Origin of the sequence: Pseudoalteromonas sp. SR43-2 (assembly GCF_014163885.1) — a bacterium.
Lineage (GTDB): Bacteria > Pseudomonadota > Gammaproteobacteria > Enterobacterales > Alteromonadaceae > Pseudoalteromonas > Pseudoalteromonas distincta.
In genome coordinates, this window is the sequence record NZ_JACJED010000006.1 from 133519 (window position 1) to 150581 (window position 17063).

The 17063-nt window shown below is 40.9% G+C and carries 15 protein-coding genes, 3 tRNA genes and 1 other RNA gene; 2 read left to right on the plus strand and 17 right to left on the minus strand.

Features of this window, described 5'->3' with window-relative positions; genetic code table 11:
* Positions 1-21: 21 nt before the first annotated feature.
* From H5120_RS07245 to rpsF, 7 genes are all read right to left on the minus strand, one after another.
* Positions 22-960, minus strand: coding sequence for a DUF4097 family beta strand repeat-containing protein (locus H5120_RS07245; protein ID WP_182671533.1), 939 nt, complete (start codon positions 958-960; stop codon positions 22-24).
* A gap of 9 nt (positions 961-969) precedes the next feature.
* Positions 970-1452 carry a hypothetical protein gene (locus H5120_RS07250; protein ID WP_182673988.1) on the minus strand — a complete coding sequence of 161 codons (483 nt, stop codon included), beginning with the start codon at positions 1450-1452 and terminating at the stop codon, positions 970-972.
* Positions 1439-1987 (minus strand): RNA polymerase sigma factor, encoded by a 549-nt coding sequence (locus tag H5120_RS07255; protein WP_002963053.1) that lies wholly within the window; start codon positions 1985-1987, stop codon positions 1439-1441. Before H5120_RS07255 ends, H5120_RS07250 begins: the two co-directional genes overlap by 14 nt.
* Positions 1988-2213: 226 nt before the next feature.
* Positions 2214-2666: a 50S ribosomal protein L9 gene (gene rplI, locus H5120_RS07260; protein ID WP_002962755.1), complete on the minus strand. Its 453-nt coding sequence runs from the start codon at positions 2664-2666 to the stop codon at positions 2214-2216.
* A 35-nt stretch (positions 2667-2701) separates the two neighbouring features.
* Positions 2702-2929 carry a 30S ribosomal protein S18 gene (rpsR, locus tag H5120_RS07265; protein WP_002962753.1) on the minus strand — a complete coding sequence of 76 codons (228 nt, stop codon included), beginning with the start codon at positions 2927-2929 and terminating at the stop codon, positions 2702-2704.
* Positions 2930-2941: 12 nt separating this feature from the next.
* Positions 2942-3259, minus strand: a complete 318-nt coding sequence (gene priB / locus H5120_RS07270; protein WP_004588456.1) for a primosomal replication protein N — start codon at positions 3257-3259, stop codon at positions 2942-2944.
* Positions 3260-3302: 43 nt separating this feature from the next.
* Positions 3303-3644, minus strand: coding sequence for a 30S ribosomal protein S6 (rpsF, locus tag H5120_RS07275; RefSeq protein WP_002962750.1), 342 nt, complete (start codon positions 3642-3644; stop codon positions 3303-3305).
* 375 nt (positions 3645-4019) lie between these two features.
* Between rpsF and H5120_RS07280 the strand changes: the two genes are divergently transcribed.
* On the plus strand, positions 4020-5219 hold the full coding sequence (locus tag H5120_RS07280) for an alpha/beta hydrolase-fold protein (protein WP_182673989.1): 1200 nt from the start codon (positions 4020-4022) through the stop codon (positions 5217-5219).
* Between the two features lie 269 nt (positions 5220-5488).
* On the opposite strand, the gene H5120_RS07285 is transcribed toward H5120_RS07280, so the two are convergent.
* Genes H5120_RS07285 through H5120_RS07300 form a run of 4 tightly spaced genes read right to left on the minus strand, consistent with a single transcriptional unit; the run spans position 5489 to position 9769 of the window.
* Positions 5489-6655 carry an FAD-dependent monooxygenase gene (locus H5120_RS07285; protein ID WP_182673990.1) on the minus strand — a complete coding sequence of 389 codons (1167 nt, stop codon included), beginning with the start codon at positions 6653-6655 and terminating at the stop codon, positions 5489-5491.
* On the minus strand, positions 6652-7839 hold the full coding sequence (gene ubiH / locus H5120_RS07290) for a 2-octaprenyl-6-methoxyphenyl hydroxylase (RefSeq protein ID WP_182673991.1): 1188 nt from the start codon (positions 7837-7839) through the stop codon (positions 6652-6654). Before ubiH ends, H5120_RS07285 begins: the two co-directional genes overlap by 4 nt.
* A gap of 15 nt (positions 7840-7854) precedes the next feature.
* Positions 7855-9177, minus strand: a complete 1323-nt coding sequence (gene pepP / locus H5120_RS07295) for a Xaa-Pro aminopeptidase (RefSeq protein WP_182671528.1) — start codon at positions 9175-9177, stop codon at positions 7855-7857.
* 28 nt (positions 9178-9205) lie between these two features.
* Entirely contained in the window at positions 9206-9769 is a 564-nt protein-coding gene (locus tag H5120_RS07300) for a UPF0149 family protein (protein WP_002962745.1), read from the minus strand.
* Positions 9770-9962: 193 nt separating this feature from the next.
* Here H5120_RS07300 and ssrS point away from each other — a divergent pair.
* A non-coding RNA gene (gene ssrS / locus H5120_RS07305) (6S RNA) lies at positions 9963-10145 on the plus strand.
* 137 nt (positions 10146-10282) lie between these two features.
* On the opposite strand, the gene H5120_RS07310 is transcribed toward ssrS, so the two are convergent.
* The 6 genes from H5120_RS07310 to H5120_RS07335 form a co-directional block, all read right to left on the minus strand.
* A complete protein-coding gene (locus H5120_RS07310; protein ID WP_002962744.1) occupies positions 10283-13366 on the minus strand; it encodes an efflux RND transporter permease subunit in 3084 nt (1027 codons plus the stop codon).
* Positions 13363-14679, minus strand: coding sequence for an efflux RND transporter periplasmic adaptor subunit (locus H5120_RS07315; protein WP_182671527.1), 1317 nt, complete (start codon positions 14677-14679; stop codon positions 13363-13365). The genes H5120_RS07310 and H5120_RS07315 overlap by 4 nt, the downstream gene beginning before the upstream one ends.
* Positions 14669-16084, minus strand: a complete 1416-nt coding sequence (locus H5120_RS07320; protein WP_182673992.1) for a TolC family protein — start codon at positions 16082-16084, stop codon at positions 14669-14671. Before H5120_RS07320 ends, H5120_RS07315 begins: the two co-directional genes overlap by 11 nt.
* Positions 16085-16625: 541 nt before the next feature.
* Positions 16626-16701: transfer RNA gene (locus tag H5120_RS07325), tRNA-Thr, on the minus strand.
* Positions 16702-16803: 102 nt separating this feature from the next.
* Positions 16804-16879, minus strand: a tRNA-Phe gene (locus H5120_RS07330).
* Between the two features lie 67 nt (positions 16880-16946).
* Positions 16947-17022 (minus strand) — tRNA-Thr (locus H5120_RS07335).
* Positions 17023-17063 lie beyond the last annotated feature (41 nt).

Consider the following 17063-nt stretch of genomic DNA (forward strand, 5'->3'; position numbering starts at 1 on the left):
AATCGTGATGGGGAATGAGTGTTATTTGGTACGAAGCTCTATTCGTCCACTAATGGTATCCATTTCAACATTAGCATTACCGCCATTAATGCTAAATTCTAAATCACTGGCTGGGCCATATTTAGCTTTACTGACTTTGTCACTACTGACTTTGTTAATGATTTTACCATTAGCATGGGCTTTAATTTCAAACTTTGCTGATACACTTTGTGGGAAATAAAAGTCGGCATCACCACTTACTGATTCAAAACGTACATCACCGCCTTTTAAAAGCTCGTTAATCTGTACTTCTGCTTCGCCATTGACCGTATTAATACGTAGGTTTTTAATAGCCGATAGCGTAAATTCTATATCGCCATTTACGTTTTCAAGGCGTACATCATTAGCGCTTGAAGTTGATTTAATATCACCATTAACAGCGCTAAAACGCAGCTCACCACTTGATTGCCTATCGTTAATTTCACCATTTACGGTTTCAAACTGAATATTCCCGTTTAAGTTCTCAGCGTTCACATCACCATTTACAGTGGTGAGCTTAATGTTGCCAGTAATATGATCTACCGTAATTTCGCCGTTAACCACATCAACTTCTGCGCCGTTTTTAAGCTCCTTCGCAGTCACCGATACATTAACGCCAGCAAACTCTAAACTACTGCTTTTAGGCATAAATATAGTTAGGTTTGAGCCGTCACCACTATTGCCCCAATTTGATTTACGGGGCATTTTTACAATAAACTGTGTTTTATCACCACTTGTTTTAAGCTCATAACCCTGTGCTTTATCATCAAGCTCGCCAGATACTTTAAATTCGTTTTTATCCCAGCCTGTAATATGTATATCACCGCGTTGGTTTTCAATAAAAATAGTGCCGCCACTTGGTACGTCTATTTGCTTATCTATTTTTTCACCCGCAAATGCCACCAGTGGAAATAAGCTCAGTCCTAATAAAATCGCTTTCATATCGTACTCCTAAATGTGCTGCCAACGTGGCGCGTGCACCTTGTTAATTAAATCAAGTTGTTGTTGATATATTTGCGCTAACATTGCCAGTAGCGCTTGGTTTTGTGGTTCGTTTTCAAGAGCTTGCTTTATTGCTTGCTCAGCTTCTTCAAGTTCTTGTAGTTGCGTTTGCCAGTTAGTGGTTAATGCTTCTTTATTTTCGTATTCAACTAACAAACTATTTTTTTGAGCCGAAAAGTAATCACTTATAGCCACTACGGGCTGTGGTTCAGGTGCTATAACAAATATATTAACAGCAATTAAAGCAGCCACAGTACACGCTGCTATTGCCGTTAGTTTTGGCCAAATAATAGTGCTGTTTGGGTTCTGCTTATTATTAACAATTGCTCGCTCAATCCCCGCCCATAAATCTTTTTGTGGCGTAATTTCTTTATCAAGCGTGTTTAATGACTTGTTTAAGTAGTCGTTAAAGTTTGGTTTACTCATTTTCATACCACTCTTGTAATAACTGCCTAGCACGATGATATTGTGACTTACTTGAGCCAACAGCCATACCTAATTGCTCCGCGATTTCCTCGTGCCTGTAACCTTCAATAGCAAATAATACAAATACCATACGTGCGCGCTCAGGAAGCCTTACTATTAACTTATCGAGGCCATTTAAGCCTTTGCAGTCGTTAGCTGATTGCTCATCCATACCGCTGTGTTCAATACTTACTACTTTTTGTAACCAGTTTTTTTGCTTGCGCAGGTAACTTATCGCTACATTACTGGCAACACTATATAGCCAAGTAGAAAACTGCGAACGCCCATCAAACAATGCTATTTTATGCCATACCTGTACAAATACCTCTTGGGCGGCGTCTTCGGCGTGTGCTTGGTCTGCTAATAAGCGTAAACATAAACCGTATACTCGTTTTATATGTAACTCATAAAGCGTTGTGTATGCGCCTTGATCACCCGATTTAACACGCTCAATGAGTGCAGCTTCGCACAAAGGCGTTGGTTCGGGTTTAACGTGTAACATCCGTGATGCCGCCTTTTAATTATTATTGTTGAGTTGCTATTTAAGTGTATTGATAAGTTAGACGTAATGACAGTTCGAAAAGGTTTAAAAGGAATGAAAAAATAATTGAATAAAAAGGGGCTTATGCGAGGTTGTATTAAATTGTGCCCTCAACTAATGAAGTTAGCCAAATTATAGGCACAAAAAAGCCGTGCTAATAGCACGGCTTTTTTAGCTTAATTAAAAATTAAGCTTCAGCGATTACGATTACTTTGATAGTAGCCGTTACGTCTGAGTGAACTGAAATTGATACGTCAAATTCACCAGTCTCACGGATAGTACCTAGAGGCAAACGAACTTCTGACTTAGCAACTTCAACACCAACAGCTGAGATAGCGTCAGCGATGTCACGAGTACCGATTGAACCGAATAACTTACCTTCGTCACCAGCTTTAGATACTAATGTAACTTCTGCTAATGCTTCTAGTTTTTCAGCGCGTGCTTGTGCAGCAACTAACTGTTCAGCGATTTTCGCTTCAAGTTCTGCACGACGAGCGTCAAACGTTTCAATGTTAGCTTTAGTCGCAGGAACTGCCTTACCTTGCGGGAAAAGGAAGTTACGTGCGAAACCAGATTTAACTACAACCTGTTCACCTAGGCTACCTAGGTTAGCGATCTTATCTAGTAGAATAACTTGCATGTTTCTACACCTTTTAAAAACTGTTAATCCGCTGCTTACTTATGTAAGTCAGTGTATGGAAGAAGGGCTAAGTAGCGAGCACGCTTAATAGCAGTTGCTAGCTGGCGCTGGTATTTAGCGCTAGTACCTGTGATACGGCTAGGTACGATTTTGCCACTTTCTGTAACATAGTTTCTAAGAGTAGCTAGATCTTTGTAATCGATTTGTTGTACGCCTTCCGCTTTAAAGCGGCAGAACTTACGACGTCTGAAATAACGTGCCATGAGATTAATTCCTCAAATAATTCTTTCTATATGCTGAGCATGCAAAACCAATTGGCTAAGGCCGTTACGACCTTCGTGGCGATTTAAAAAACCACTCACTTGCAATGCCTGCCCAACGTGCAAATGTTGAGTCTGTTGTTGCATTTGCTTTCCACTGGCAACTACCTGAAGCCTCACATAACTATTACGGTTAAGGTCTGCTTCGGTTTGCATTGATTTATGTTCTACAACAAAAATACAATGCGGGATGCCAGCAGGGCTTTGGCTAAACTTGGGAGTTTTACAAACTACCCCAGATATAACCAGCTGATTCATATATGGGCTAACCATTATAATAACTGCTGACTACATGCCATGCTAGGACTCAAAACAATTAAGCAGCTGGTGCTTCTTTCTTCTCTTCTCTTGCAAGAGGAGACGCTTCAGTTACAGCATTTTTAGTACGCATAACTAAGTTACGAAGCACTGCATCGTTGTAGCGGAAAGTAGTTTCTAGCTCGCTGATTACTTCAGTAGGTGCTTCAACGTTCATAAGAACATAATGAGCTTTATGAAGCTTGTTGATTGGGTAAGCCAGTTGACGGCGGCCCCAGTCTTCAAGACGGTGGATAGTACCACCAGCTTCAGTGATAGAACCAGTATAACGTTCGATCATACCAGTTACTTGCTCACTCTGATCAGGGTGAACCATGAATACGATTTCGTAATGACGCATGGATATTCCTTACGGTTAATAGAGCCTTCTACCGTTTCGGCCGGTCGGTTTAAGGCAAGGAATTAATAGTTTAAAAGCCGAAATGAGCGCGCATTTTACGCTTAGACGGATAATTAAGCAAGCAGGTTTTTTAAGCTTTTATAGATAAGAGTTTAAAGGCAATTATTACGAGCTTCGCTCATCCCGTTAGCAAGTCGTAGGCCTAAAGGAAAAGCTAAACTCGCAGTTTAATATTTATCATATAGGCCAAGCTTGCGCGCGTAAAAAGCGTAGCTTTGAATTACTTAAGTCTAACACCTGCCTCAAAATATAAGTATTTACTCAAACTTAAAGCCGTGCAATTATTAAGCAATACATTATTAAATAAGGATATTTATGAAGCTCTTACTATCGCTTGTATTAATACTTACTTTTAGTACACCATTTTTAAGCCAGGCAAAAACCAATACAACTGACATAACCGTTGGTAAAAAAGTCATTCTGCAATCAAAAATACTTAACGAAGACAGACCCATTAAAATTTTCATACCTGACACTGTAAAAGACGATCAGCCGCTTTATGTTATTTATTTACTTGATGGTATTGAGCACTTTCATACGGCGTCTGGGGTTATAAAATCCTTAGTTGATTACGAGCAAATACCTAATGCAATGCTTGTTGGTATTGATACAACTAACCGTGTTCGCGATTATTTACCAAAAGTAGAAGGTGAGCCTAAAACAGAGTTTCAAACCTTTGTTCAAAATAAATGGCCTGAAGCGGGGCAAACTGACGAGTTTTTGAAGTTTGTGTCTGACGAACTTATGCCATACATAAATTCTAACTACTCAACTAACGGCTACAACACCTTAATTGGCCACTCTAATGCAGGTACTTTAGCGCTTTATACTTTAGTTAATCAGCCTGAGTTATTTAATAACTATATAGCTATAAGCCCAAACAGTTGGTGGAGTGATGAAGAATTAAAAAATAATATTATAAAATACACTAAAAATCCTAAAGGCGGTCAATCGTTATTTATTAGTGTAGCAAGTGAAGGGTCACGCTTTTATACAGGTGTATTAAATATTTTAGTAAATTTAGAGCAACAAATGCCCACACAGCTAAAATGGGAATATAAGCATTACCCTACTTTTAGTCATATGGGCACCATACTACCAGCCCTTAGCGATAGCCTAATTCACTTATTTGGCGACCTAATTTTTAGCGTTACTGACGAGCACGGAAGATTTGCTGATGTATCGCTTATTACAGGTTACTACCAAGCACTGAGTGATAAATATGGGTTTGAGCTTAAAATTCCACAAGATGTATATGTAGAATTTGCTCATAGCCAGCAAAAATTTGGTAACACAGCTAAAGCTGTTACCACGCTTAAACACTTTACTACCCATTACCCAAATGCAGCCTATTCTCACATGCGTTTATCGCAAGGCTATACTGCAAATAAGCAGTTCAAAGAGGCCGTCACCAGTATGAAACACGCATTAGAACTTGCTAAGCAAAACTCGCGAGATCCAATGTTAGTTGATGCGCTCAAGGATATGGTGAATGAAGCACAAAAGAATTTGTAACTGATTTAACGCAAAGCACTTTTTAGCTAACGATAGTAATTACGAGCTAGGCTCGTCGCGTCAGCAAGCTAAACGCCTACAGGTAAAATTAAGCTCAGTGTTAAACTTTACACGTAGACGCTGAGCTTGCTCGCGTGAAAAGCGAAGCTTTTAATATATTTAAAACAACCATAAAACAAAAACCGATGTTTAAATTAAACATCGGTTTTTTAATCAAGCTCATCACTTTACTTTATCCGTTGGGTTTCGCTTCGCTCTTCCCAACCAACTTATTTGCCTATCGCTTCTTTGGCGAATAGGTGTTTTATTGGGCCTAAATTATCAACGAGTGACAACCCTACTCCGCGAATAAGTTTTTTAACCGGATTTGCACCTTCAAATAACTCTTTTAACCCTTGCATCATGGCTATGTGTTTTTGTGCGTCGAGCTTACGGGTACGTTCGTAATCGCGAAGTGTGCGCGTGCTTGCAAACTCCTTACTATCACTTGTGAGTAGATCAATTAAATAAGCCGCATCTTTTAGGCCTAAGTTCATACCAAGCCCTGCAAGTGGATGGATTGTATGTGCAGCATCGCCAATGAGCACTACTTTGCCTGAAACCCATTGCTGGGCGTAGCGCATTTTAAGTGGGAAAGCTGCGCGCGCACTTTGCACTTCACATAGCCCGCATTGGCCATCTATGGCTGCCATTACGGCTTTATTAAAGGCACAATCGTCCATTGCAAGGAGCTCATCGCAGTGGTTTGGGCTAGTAGACCATACTATTGAATGGGTATTTGCATCGTTCAGAGGTAAAAATGCCAGCGGCCCGGTTGGTAAAAACACTTGGCGTGCGGTATTTGCGTGCGGCTCTTTAGTTTTAACAGTCGCAACTAGCGCATGGTGATCGTAATCTTTAAAGCTAAGCGCCATATTAAATTGTTTACGTATAGCCGAGTTTGCCCCATCAGCGGCCACCAGCAGTTTTGCAATAATTGGCTCGCCGCTTTTAAGCGTTATAAATACATCTGATTCGCTTTGATGTATTTGCTGATACTGCGTATCGAACATTAGCGTGGCGCTTGATTGTTGCTCTAGCTCTTTTATAAGCGCGTAGCGGATAATGTCGTTTTCAACAATGTGGCCTAAATGATCAAGCTCAAGTTGTTTGTTATCAAACGCTATTTTGCCAAAGCTGTCGGCATCACGTACATCCATATGCGTATAAGCGCACGCTCGCTGTGCGATAATTTCGGGCCATACGTTTAATTGCTCAAGCAAGGTTTGACTTGCAATGCTTAGCGCACTTACGCGCAAACCATATTCGTCAGTTGGCAACGCTTGTGTTGGTGCGCCGTCGAGTACAAAGACGCTTATATCGGCTTTTGCCAATCCAAGTGCTAGTGTTAGCCCTACGCAGCCACCACCGACAATACAAACCTGTGCTTGCTTCATAAACGCCTACCTTGTTTAACTTGCCCCATTAACTGTTTGGCTAATGGCGCTTTTAATGCGGGAAATAAATCCATCGAGAACAACCCAATACTGCGCCCCAATGCGAGCACTCGCGATGAGTTTGAAAAAAGCCTAACAAGTGCATCGGTTAAGCTCATTACGGTTTTTATATCATCACTGCGCTTTTTTGAATATTCACGTGTAAACGCATAGCTGCCTAAACCGTGTTGGCTGTTTGCTATTAAATTACTAAGTACTTGCACGTCGCGAAGGCCTAAATTAAAACCTTGCCCTGCAATAGGATGAATAGCATGTGCAGCATTACCAATAACCACTGTACGGTGCGCAGTCAAAGACTCGACTTGCCCGTAAACGAGCGGGTAACTTGTGCGCATGCCTACTTTAGTAAATTGCCCACCGCGATAACCAAACGCGCTTTGCAGTGCACTTATAAAGTCTTGTTCATTAAGTACCATGTGCTGTTCAACCTGATCTTGGCTCATACACCACACCAACGAATAACGGTTATTGCTCATGGGTAATAACGCCATAGGCCCGCTTTGTGTAAAACGCTCAAAGGCATGATTATTATGCCCACCAGCCACTTCTACATTAGCAATAATTGCGCCTTGTTCATATGGCTGGGTATTAAAACCAAGCCCGAGTAAATTACGTGTGGGTGATTGTGCACCATCAGCAATAACCAATAGCGCTGCGTTTAATTGCTCGCCGCTTTGCAGTGTGAGTGTATTGCTATGCAGTGTTTGCTCAATGGCAATTACGCTATCGGGGCACAAAAGCGTAATATTTGACTGCGTTAAACGCAGGTGGAGCGCTCGGCCAAAAGGGTTAACTTCTACTACGTAACCAAGTGAAGGTTTAGCAAATTCGTCGCAATTAATGTGCGCTTTGCCAAAGTGGCCTCTATCAGACACGCTCACTTTTTTGATTGCGGCGGTGTAAGGGGCATTTTGTTCAAATAAATTGAGGCTTTGTAAATACTCTACCGATTGCTGAGCAAGTGCAATGCTTCTGTCGTCAAAGCTTGGGTGGTAGTCGCCGGTAACTTGATTAGCTTCTACAACGGCAATATTTAACCCGGGATTAGTTTTAGCCACACTTAATGCGCAGCTTGCTCCCGCTAAACCACCGCCAATAATAACTACATCAAACTGCTTAGCCACTTTACTCTCCGAGCTTTATACGTTTTTAGCACTTTGCATAAGTGCTTCTATATCGCTAATTTTTTTAGGTACGCTTAGGGTCAAGTTTTCATGGCCGGTTTCGGTAACTAGCAAGTTATCTTCGATACGAATACCAATGCCTTTGTATTTTTGCGGTGCGCTTGAGTCTTCGCTGATATAAAGCCCAGGCTCAATGGTGAGTACCATACCCGGCTCAAATGCACGCTCAACGTTATTTACTTTGTAATCGCCAACATCATGTACATCTAAACCAAGCCAATGCCCAAGCCCATGCATGTAATATTCTTTACATGCACCTTTTGCCATTAGCTCATCAAAGTCGCCGGTTAAAATACCTAAATCAAGTAAACCTTGAGTCATTACTTCCATTGCTAGTTTATTAGCATGCGACATGTAACCACCTGGTTTTACTTCATCAAAGGCAACTTCTTGCGCTTTAAGTACAATATTGTAAAGCGCGGCTTGCTCTTCGCTAAATTGCCCATTTACAGGGAAGGTACGTGTAATATCGGCGGCGTAACCTTGTAGCTCGCAACCGGAGTCTATAAGTACCAGGTCGCCATTTTTTAATACGTCGCTATTTTGCGTGTAATGTAAAATATTGGCGTTATCGCCACTACCAACAATTGTGCCGTACGCCGGGTGCGGCGCACCATTCATGGCATAATGATGATGCAGCTCTGCCTCTAGCTGAAATTCAGTAGCTCCTGCATGTGAAAAACGCATAGCGCGCATGTGCCCTCGCGCACTAATTTCACAGCCTTCTCGCATAACATTTACTTCGCTTGGCGATTTAAACAAACGCATTTCATGAATAAGGCCGCGTATTTCTTTTAAAGTACTCGGTGCTTTGAGGCCTTTTCGCGCACCACTTCTAAGTGTGCCTAGTAACGTAAACACTTTGGTATCAAATGAAGGATAAGCACCTTGTGCAAAATAAATCGCATCTTTTTCATTTAGTATATCGAGTAGCTTATCGTTTAATTCACTTAGTGGGTAAGCTTCATCAAACAAGTAGTCACTTTTAGCTTTATCAAAGCCAACTCTGCGGCCATGCCAAATTTCTGCAAGCTTGTCTTTATCTAGGCAAAATAAAGTACTGGGTGCATCGCTGTTGTTACATAGTACAAGTACAGCGTCGGGTTCGTTAAAGCCTGTTAAATAGAAAAAGTCGCTATCTTGTCTAAATGCATATTCGGTATCGCGGCTACGCGTCACTTCGCTCGCAGCGGGAATAATAGCAACGCTATTTTTATCCATTTGCGCAAGTAAACGCTCACGGCGTGCTTTAAATTCTGACTTTTGTACTTCAACCATTATTAACCAACCCGTTTAACTTTTTAAACTAATGAAGTGTTTTTTTAGTACTTTGCGTGTTTTGCTCTTTACCAAGCTCTGCAAAACAAAGTAGTGCTGATACGCGCACATATTCAATCACTTCGTGCAGCGCTTGGCTGTCTTCTTCGGTTTCTTCAAAAGTGGTATCTAGGCGAGTGATTTCGCTAAAGTCAGTAATAACTTCTTTAACATCGCTTGATAACTTACCGTAATCTTTTTGCTTTAAGCCAAAACCAAGCATAAACCCTGCTACCCATGATACGAGGCCATTAGCCTGATCGATGAGTGTTTCGTCATCGTTTGGTAAAAATAAATCAAACTGAAATTCGTCATCATTAAAGCTCGCAACTACTTGCTTATAAATAGTGCCAAAAAATTGCTTTAAATCGTTACTAAATGATTCACCATCGTTAAACACATCGCTCAAAAGGCCTAAGTATTCTTTGTCGTCAATGGTTAAACCACACGCAAGTAAACCACTAATTACACCATGCGCTTCGGCAGGTGATACAAATATTTCGTTTTTTTCTAAAAGCAGTTGAGCTTTTTCGTAATCGGGTAAATCGTTCATAATCGAATCTTCGCTTTGCAAGTTAAGGCAATGCTACCACTCGATAAAAAGCAACTCCAATTAATTGTATGATCAAGCTCAAAAACCATGCGATAAAGTAAATGACGAGTTAAAGGTGCGGGAAAACTAAGCGAACGGTTTAATTTTTTACGTTTGGGGTTTAAGGATTGGATTATGTCTTATATACTTAAATTGTTCCCTGGGGTACCGGAGCTTGGTTAAGTCCCTGAGCCGATAAATTTTATACCAGGATTTCTGTTCGTCTACTATTGTGCAAGCTCGGCATGTACCGAGAAGCCTACGGTAAACCGCAGATTTCCGCCCTGAAACCTTCTGGTTTCAGGACTGAAACCGGGTACCGTATCTTGGGGAACACCTTCTTATTTTTATACTCCCTCTTATTACTTATTCATTTTTTTGCTATACCTTCGTACATTATTTTTATAATTTTTGGCAAAAAAAAGCTGCAAGCAATTTCTTACTTACAGCTAAATTTTAAATGCTTACGCTTATTTACTTAAACCAACCTTGAAAGCGCTCCATCATCATGTAGTTTATTGGCACTAACAATAAAGTAATAAAGGTCGCAAAAATAATCCCAAACCCTAAACTTACCGCCATAGGTATTAAAAACTGCGCTTGAGTCGCTTTTTCAAATAATAACGGCATTAAGCCAATAAAGGTCGTTAAACTTGTTAGCATTACAGGGCGAAAACGCGATGCACCTGCAAGTTTAACTGCATCTAGTAATTTGCCGCCTTCACTGCGCTTTTTATTGATAAAATCAACTAGTACAAGGGAGTCATTTACTACCACCCCAGTTAAGGCGAGCATACCAAGCAAGCTCATAATGGTTAAATCCATACCCATAATCCAATGCCCGACTACAGCACCTATCATGCCAAATGGAATTACACTCATTACTATAATTGGCTGTAAGTAAGATTTAAGCGGTATTGCTAATAGCGCATAAATTATGAAAAATACAAACACAAGTGCCCAAGCCAATGAGCCAAACGACTCTCGCTGCTCTTTAGCTTCACCTTCTAGTTTGTAATCTACTCCAGGATATTGCTGCATTAACTCATCTAAATACTCCGTTAGGTCAGCCTGAAGTATGGTCATGTTGGTGTTATTTTTTTCGATATCCGCTGTTACATTTAAAGTACGGTAGCGGTCTATTCGGTTAATAGTTGACGGGCTTTGCCCTGCGGTAAGGGTTGCAACATGCGATAACGGCACCGAACCACCAGTAGGTGTATTGATGAGTATATTTTGTAAATCGGCAACTGAGCGGCGCTCGTCTATAGGTAAGCGAACCATTACACGTACATCATCACGCCCGCGCTGAATACGTTGGACTTGCGAGCCAAAGAACGAGTTACGCACTTGACCTGCAACATTAACTCTATTTAAGCCCAGCGCTAAGCCCTGCTGCGTAAGCTCTATTTGTAACTCTTCTTTACCATCAGACATGCTATCTGCAATATCAAATACCGTTGGGTAGGTCGATAAACGGGTTTTAATGTGATCAGCCACGTCTTGTAAAATAGTCAACGAAGTCCCGCTAAGCTGAACATCAATTGGGTCAGAACTTCGGCCAATTTCAGCTCTAAACGTTAAGCTTTCAGCGCCTGGAATGACACCAATTAAATCACGCCATTCGCTGGCAAGCTCTCTTGATCCTATGTCTGATTCACGCTTTTCAGCCGGTGTTATTTCAAATCGTACTGAACCTGAATTAGATACACCACCGCGCCCACCTGTTGTGGCTAATATATTTAAAATAACGCTTTCACCTGTATCTGGGTCGCGGTATTTTTCTTGTAATTGCTGCGCCTTTTGCGACATATCAATTACGTATTTATTAGTGACTTCAAACGGCGTACCTGTTGGTAGTGTTAAGTTAACGCGGACTGTTTCGCTTGGTATACGCGGGAAAAACACAAACTTAGTCCAACCGCTAGTGATCATGGTTAAAATTATTATAAACACACCAACAAACAAACTTACCGAAGCCAATTTATGGCGCAGTGCTAAATTTAAAGTTGGTTGGTAATATTTTAAAATCGCGTTTTCAAATCCATCTGCAAAACGCTGTTGAATAACATCAAACTTTGAAGGTTCGCCTTTTTCGTGGCGTAGTTTTATATATTTTAAATGTGCGGGTAGTACAAATTTAGATTCAATCAATGAAAACAATAATACCGGAATAACCACTACCGGTATTTGTGCAAACAAAGCACCGCGCGCCCCTTCAATAAAGGCCAAAGGTAAAAAGGCGGCAACGGTAGTTAATACACCAAATGTTACTGGTGTTGCGACTTCTTGAGTACCTAAAATTGCAGCTTGCTCGCCCGACTTAGCTGTTTTTAAATGGGTATAGACATTTTCGCCAGTAACTATGGCGTCATCAACAACAATTCCCAGTACTAATATAAAGCCAAATAAACTCATAATATTAAGGGTTACGCCAAATATAGGCATCGCTATAAACGCGCCCATAAATGAAACCGGAATACCAATAAATACCCAAAATGCAATTGCAGGGCGTAAAAACAAAGTAAGTAAAGCAAGTACTAAAATACCGCCTTGTAGGGCATTGGTCGTTAGTGTGGCAATTCGACTTTTAACCAGCTCCGAATCATCATCCCAGTAACTTAGTTCAAACCCTTGTGGAAGGGAGCTTTGTTGCTCTTTTATGTAATTTTTTACTTCGTCAGCAACAGTAATCGCACTTTGTGGACCAATTCGATATACGTCGATAAATGCAGCCTGCTTACCATTAAAGCGAGTACGTACTGGGGTTTCTTCAAAATCGTCTTTAATTATTGCAATATCGCCTAAACGAATAATCGTGCCGTCAGCTTGGTTTTTAACAACAATATTGGCAAATTCATCTTTACGATATGCTTGCCCTTTAGAGCTTATAAGTACGTCCCCACCTTCAGTTTTTAAGTTACCAGCAGAAATATCAGAGCTTGAATTAGCAATCGCACTCGATATTTGTGCAAGGCTTAAATCGTACTGACGAAGAACGTCTTGGCTTACTTCAATGGCAATTTCGTAATCACGAACACCACTTAGCTCTACCTGCGTCACATTTGGTAAGCGTAGAATTTGATCGCGTACTGTTTCTGCGTATTCACGGGTTTCTTTTTCGCCGTAATCACTTGATACGGTAACCGCGATAACTTCGCGAATTCGCTCCGCAAGCGCGACTATTGGCTTTTCAGCATCGGCTGGAAAGGTATTAATTGCATCTACACGACTTTTAATATCAGCTAAAAGCTCACGCGGGTCGTAGCCCGTTTCAACTTCAATTGTTACAGAGCCTGAGCCTTCAGAAGAGCGGCTAAATATTTGCTTAATACCTTCTAAATCTTGTACGGCTTCTTCTATACGAATTGTTACACCTTGCTCTACATCCTCTGGTGTTGAACCGCGCAAACTTACGTTCACGCTTATCATGTCGGTTTCGAATGAAGGGAATACTTCAAGCGGTATTTTAGTCGATAAACTAAAAAGCCCCGACAGCAGCAGTGTTACTAGCAATAAGTTAGCAGCAACATGGTTTTTGGCAAACCAAGCTATCATGGCTTATCTCCTTGCTTTGCTGGACGGCGTTTTTTTAACTCTTCAACACTAATACCAAGCTCTTTTGCTTTTTGTTCAAGCTGCTCTGGAGTCGGGCGCTTTCCTTTACCTTGCCCATTCGCTCCACGGCTTTTAGGTTGATCTGCGCTTTGTTCACCTAAAATACTTACTTGAGTTCCTGAACTTACTTGACCAAGTGGAGTAATAACAAGCTTATCATTTGCGTTTAAACCGGTTTTTATCATCGCCTGAGTCGCATTTTGCCAAGCTAGTGTGATGTCTTTGCGCTTAAGTACGCCATCTTCAACAATGTAAACGTACGTTCCTTGATAAATTGTACTGTTAGGAATTATAAGTGCGTTAGATACTGTTCTGCCGGTAATTTGCGCTTTTATATACTGCCCAATTTTTATTGGGTACTGGTTATTTGCTGTTGCTTTATACGGGTCATTAATTTTAGCAACTACATAAAGCTGCTGTGCGCCTTCATCTATAGCACCTTCTGTGCGTGCTAATTGCCCTTGCCACGTTTGCTCACCTACTAAGTCAGAAGTAAATTTAACAATTGAACCCGCTTGGTTTTTAGCACCATCGCGATACTGCTCTGGTAAATTTACAAATGGGAGATCTTTATTTTTAATTGGTAAGCGAATCTCAACGCTATCGATTGCGTAAATGGTAGCTAACTGTGTGTTGTTAGTAACAACTTGCCCTAAATCAACACTGCGGCTAAGTATACGTCCCGCATATGGTGCCGTTACTTTAGTGCGCTCTAAATCAAGCATCGCTTTTTCAAGTGCAGCCTGAGCCGATAAAACCTCAGCTTCAGCGGCTGCTAGTTGTGGCTCACGTAGTACTAAGCTGCTTGCCTGATTTGAGCCGCCAAGGCGTTTCCAATCGGTAATAGCTTGTTGCCCACGCGCTTTTTCTTCTAGTAAACCTTGCTCTGCGGTTAATAAATTGGCTTGAGCAGATTTAACTTCAGCCTGATGATCTCTGTCATCTAGTTTTAAAAGTACATCGCCTTTTTCAAAAAAACCGCCTTCTCTAAAGTCATCACTTACTTCAATTATTTGTCCAGATGCCTGAGCCACTAACAAACTTTGTGTACGTGGTTTTACCGTACCGTAGCTGTCTATCATAACTTGATAATTTTGTGGTTTTAGCTCAAGCGCAGCCACACTTATTGATGCCTTAGGAGGTGCCCCAAAGCGTTTAGCCTCTGGTGGATTCCCCTTAATAAACATAACAATTAAAATTGTGGCAACAATAACCACCGCTGGAATAATAATTTTTGCTGTTTTAGTTTTCATCGTTATTGCTCTTTAGTTCACTTGAGGGCTTTGCAAAATCACCACCAAGGGCAATGTGTAAGTTAATTCTATTGGCTATTAATTGGTTTTTAATATCGATTAAGGAGCTTTGCGCATCGAAAGAGCGATCTTGGGCATCAAGCACAGTTGTATAAGTCACCAAGCCACTTTGATACTGCTCAAACGACAATTGCTCTGCAGCAAGTGCGTTTTCTTGTGCCTCTAATGTGCTTGTATATTGAGCTTTGAGAGACTGCTGCTGCGAAATTGCATTTTCAACATCACCAAATGCGTCATAAAGCGTTTGTAAATAAAGCTGCTCTTGCTTTTGAGTATTAAGACGCGCTATCTCTTCGTTGGCTTTTAAGCGCCCTCCTTCAAAAAGTGGCGCTGAAATACTACCTAATAAAGACCATGCAAGGCTTGATGGAGAAAACAAGTCGCTTACTCTGTCGGTGCTATCGCTTAATGAAGCAGTTAAATCTAAACTTGGAAAGCGTTGTTTGTGCGCATATGCCAATGATGCATCGGCTGCTAAAAGCTCATACCAACTTGCACGTAGAGTAGGTTTTCGCGTAATAAGTTCAGAAGGTAATCCTAGAGGAATATCGGTATTAATAACAGGTAAGTCACTACTAGCAGTAATAGCGCCTTTTGGGTATTCACCAAGTAAACGCTCAAGTGAACGTGCTGACGCCGATAAACTCGCTGTTTGAGTGGCAATGCGAGAGCGTTCATTATTAAGCTCATTACGCGCTAAATACACATCGAGCGCTTCGTTTATGCCTTGGCGATAGCCAGCTTCAATAATATCGAGATTTTGTTGTGAGTTGGCTTCGCGACGTTTAAATAAATCCAGTAATTGCTGCGCCGTAACCACATCAAACCAACCTGTTACCACATCAGCAACAAGTTGCTGTTTAGCTTGCTCAAACCGTGCCTGCTGAGCTAAATAGTTAAGATTAGCTTCGCGCTTGGCGTCAGAGAGCTTACCCCATAAATCAACCTCGTAAGTTAAGTTTAAACTAGCTGAGCTTGCGTTGTCGTAACTTACAGGGCGGTTGTCTTTACTACGGCTTGTACGTGTTGATAAATCGAGGCTTGGCCAAAGTGCAGCGCCCGAGACTATAAGTTGCTGCTTTTGAATTTCAACATCATAACTCGTTTGCAAAAGCTGTTGGTTATTTTTAAGTGCTTGTTGTACAAATTTATTAAGCGTAGGATTTTGTAATTGTGTAAGCCATTGCTCTTGTACTTTTAACACTGAGCTTGATGCTTCTTGCTGCCATTGCTGAGGCATATTATTAGGCGCTTGCATGCGCTGCGACGAGTTCAAATCACTCGCACAGCCGCTGAGCAGCATCACACTAATTGCCAGTAGGGTTGGCTTGCATTGCCAAATCATAATTAAACCTAAATTACTGCTATTTATGAGGTTAATTCAAGCACTTTGGCAAATTTTGCTCAACCTACTTTACATAACATTACATAGCTAGCGATGAACTAACATAATAGCCAGTTATACGGTAAAAATGAGCAAATGATCAGCAATTTTTAATACTAAAATTAACTTTTTGTAATGTGTTTAAGAGATTAAATATACAAAAACAAAAAAGCCCCGCTATAAGCGAGGCTTTAAATAAATGTACCGACTAACCGAGTCGAGCGGGTAACTTATACAGACTACTGATTGCAAGTCAGTTGCTTTGCTCTTAACTATGGGTATTTTTAATTCTCAAGTTGAAAACAAAAAAGCCTCGCTATAAGCGAGGCTTTTAAATAAATGGTGCCGACTAACAAAGTCGAGCGGGTAACTTATACAGACCACTGATTACAAGTCAGTTGCTTTAAGTTACCTAAATAAATGGTGCCGACTAACAAAGTCGAGCGGGTAACTTATACAGACCACTGATTACAAGTCAGTTGCTTTAAGTTACCTAAATAAATGGTGCCGACTAACCGAGTCGAACGGTTGACCTACTGATTACAAGTCAGTTGCTCTACCAGCTGAGCTAAGTCGGCACACAAAACTGTGTGCTAAGGCACGTTCAATTTTAAAGATTGAGAACTTTTATAAAGCACTTAAAATAAAAAAACCTTGCATAAGCAAGGCTTTTCAATAAATGGTGCCTCGACGCGGAATCGAACCACGGACACGAGGATTTTCAATCCTCTGCTCTACCGACTGAGCTATCGAGGCACATAAACTGTGCTAGTTAACTAAATTTTCTAAGTTAACTTTTTACTAAACTAGTTTAGTAAATAAATGGTGCCGACTAACCGAGTCGAACGGTTGACCTACTGATTACAAGTCAGTTGCTCTACCAGCTGAGCTAAGTCGGCACACAAAACTGTGTGCTAAGGCACGTTCAATTTTAAAGATT

Coding starts and splice junctions, on each gene's coding strand:
- H5120_RS07245 (WP_182671533.1), bottom strand. CDS start 960: ATGAAAGCGATTTTATTAGGACTGAGCTTATTTCCACTGGTGGCATTT.
- H5120_RS07250 (WP_182673988.1), bottom strand. CDS start 1,452: ATGAAAATGAGTAAACCAAACTTTAACGACTACTTAAACAAGTCATTA.
- H5120_RS07255 (WP_002963053.1), bottom strand. CDS start 1,987: ATGTTACACGTTAAACCCGAACCAACGCCTTTGTGCGAAGCTGCACTC.
- rplI (WP_002962755.1), bottom strand. CDS start 2,666: ATGCAAGTTATTCTACTAGATAAGATCGCTAACCTAGGTAGCCTAGGT.
- rpsR (WP_002962753.1), bottom strand. CDS start 2,929: ATGGCACGTTATTTCAGACGTCGTAAGTTCTGCCGCTTTAAAGCGGAA.
- priB (WP_004588456.1), bottom strand. CDS start 3,259: ATGGTTAGCCCATATATGAATCAGCTGGTTATATCTGGGGTAGTTTGT.
- rpsF (WP_002962750.1), bottom strand. CDS start 3,644: ATGCGTCATTACGAAATCGTATTCATGGTTCACCCTGATCAGAGTGAG.
- H5120_RS07280 (WP_182673989.1), top strand. CDS start 4,020: ATGAAGCTCTTACTATCGCTTGTATTAATACTTACTTTTAGTACACCA.
- H5120_RS07285 (WP_182673990.1), bottom strand. CDS start 6,655: ATGAAGCAAGCACAGGTTTGTATTGTCGGTGGTGGCTGCGTAGGGCTA.
- pepP (WP_182671528.1), bottom strand. CDS start 9,177: ATGGTTGAAGTACAAAAGTCAGAATTTAAAGCACGCCGTGAGCGTTTA.
- H5120_RS07300 (WP_002962745.1), bottom strand. CDS start 9,769: ATGAACGATTTACCCGATTACGAAAAAGCTCAACTGCTTTTAGAAAAA.
- H5120_RS07310 (WP_002962744.1), bottom strand. CDS start 13,366: ATGATAGCTTGGTTTGCCAAAAACCATGTTGCTGCTAACTTATTGCTA.
- H5120_RS07315 (WP_182671527.1), bottom strand. CDS start 14,679: ATGAAAACTAAAACAGCAAAAATTATTATTCCAGCGGTGGTTATTGTT.
- H5120_RS07320 (WP_182673992.1), bottom strand. CDS start 16,084: ATGATTTGGCAATGCAAGCCAACCCTACTGGCAATTAGTGTGATGCTG.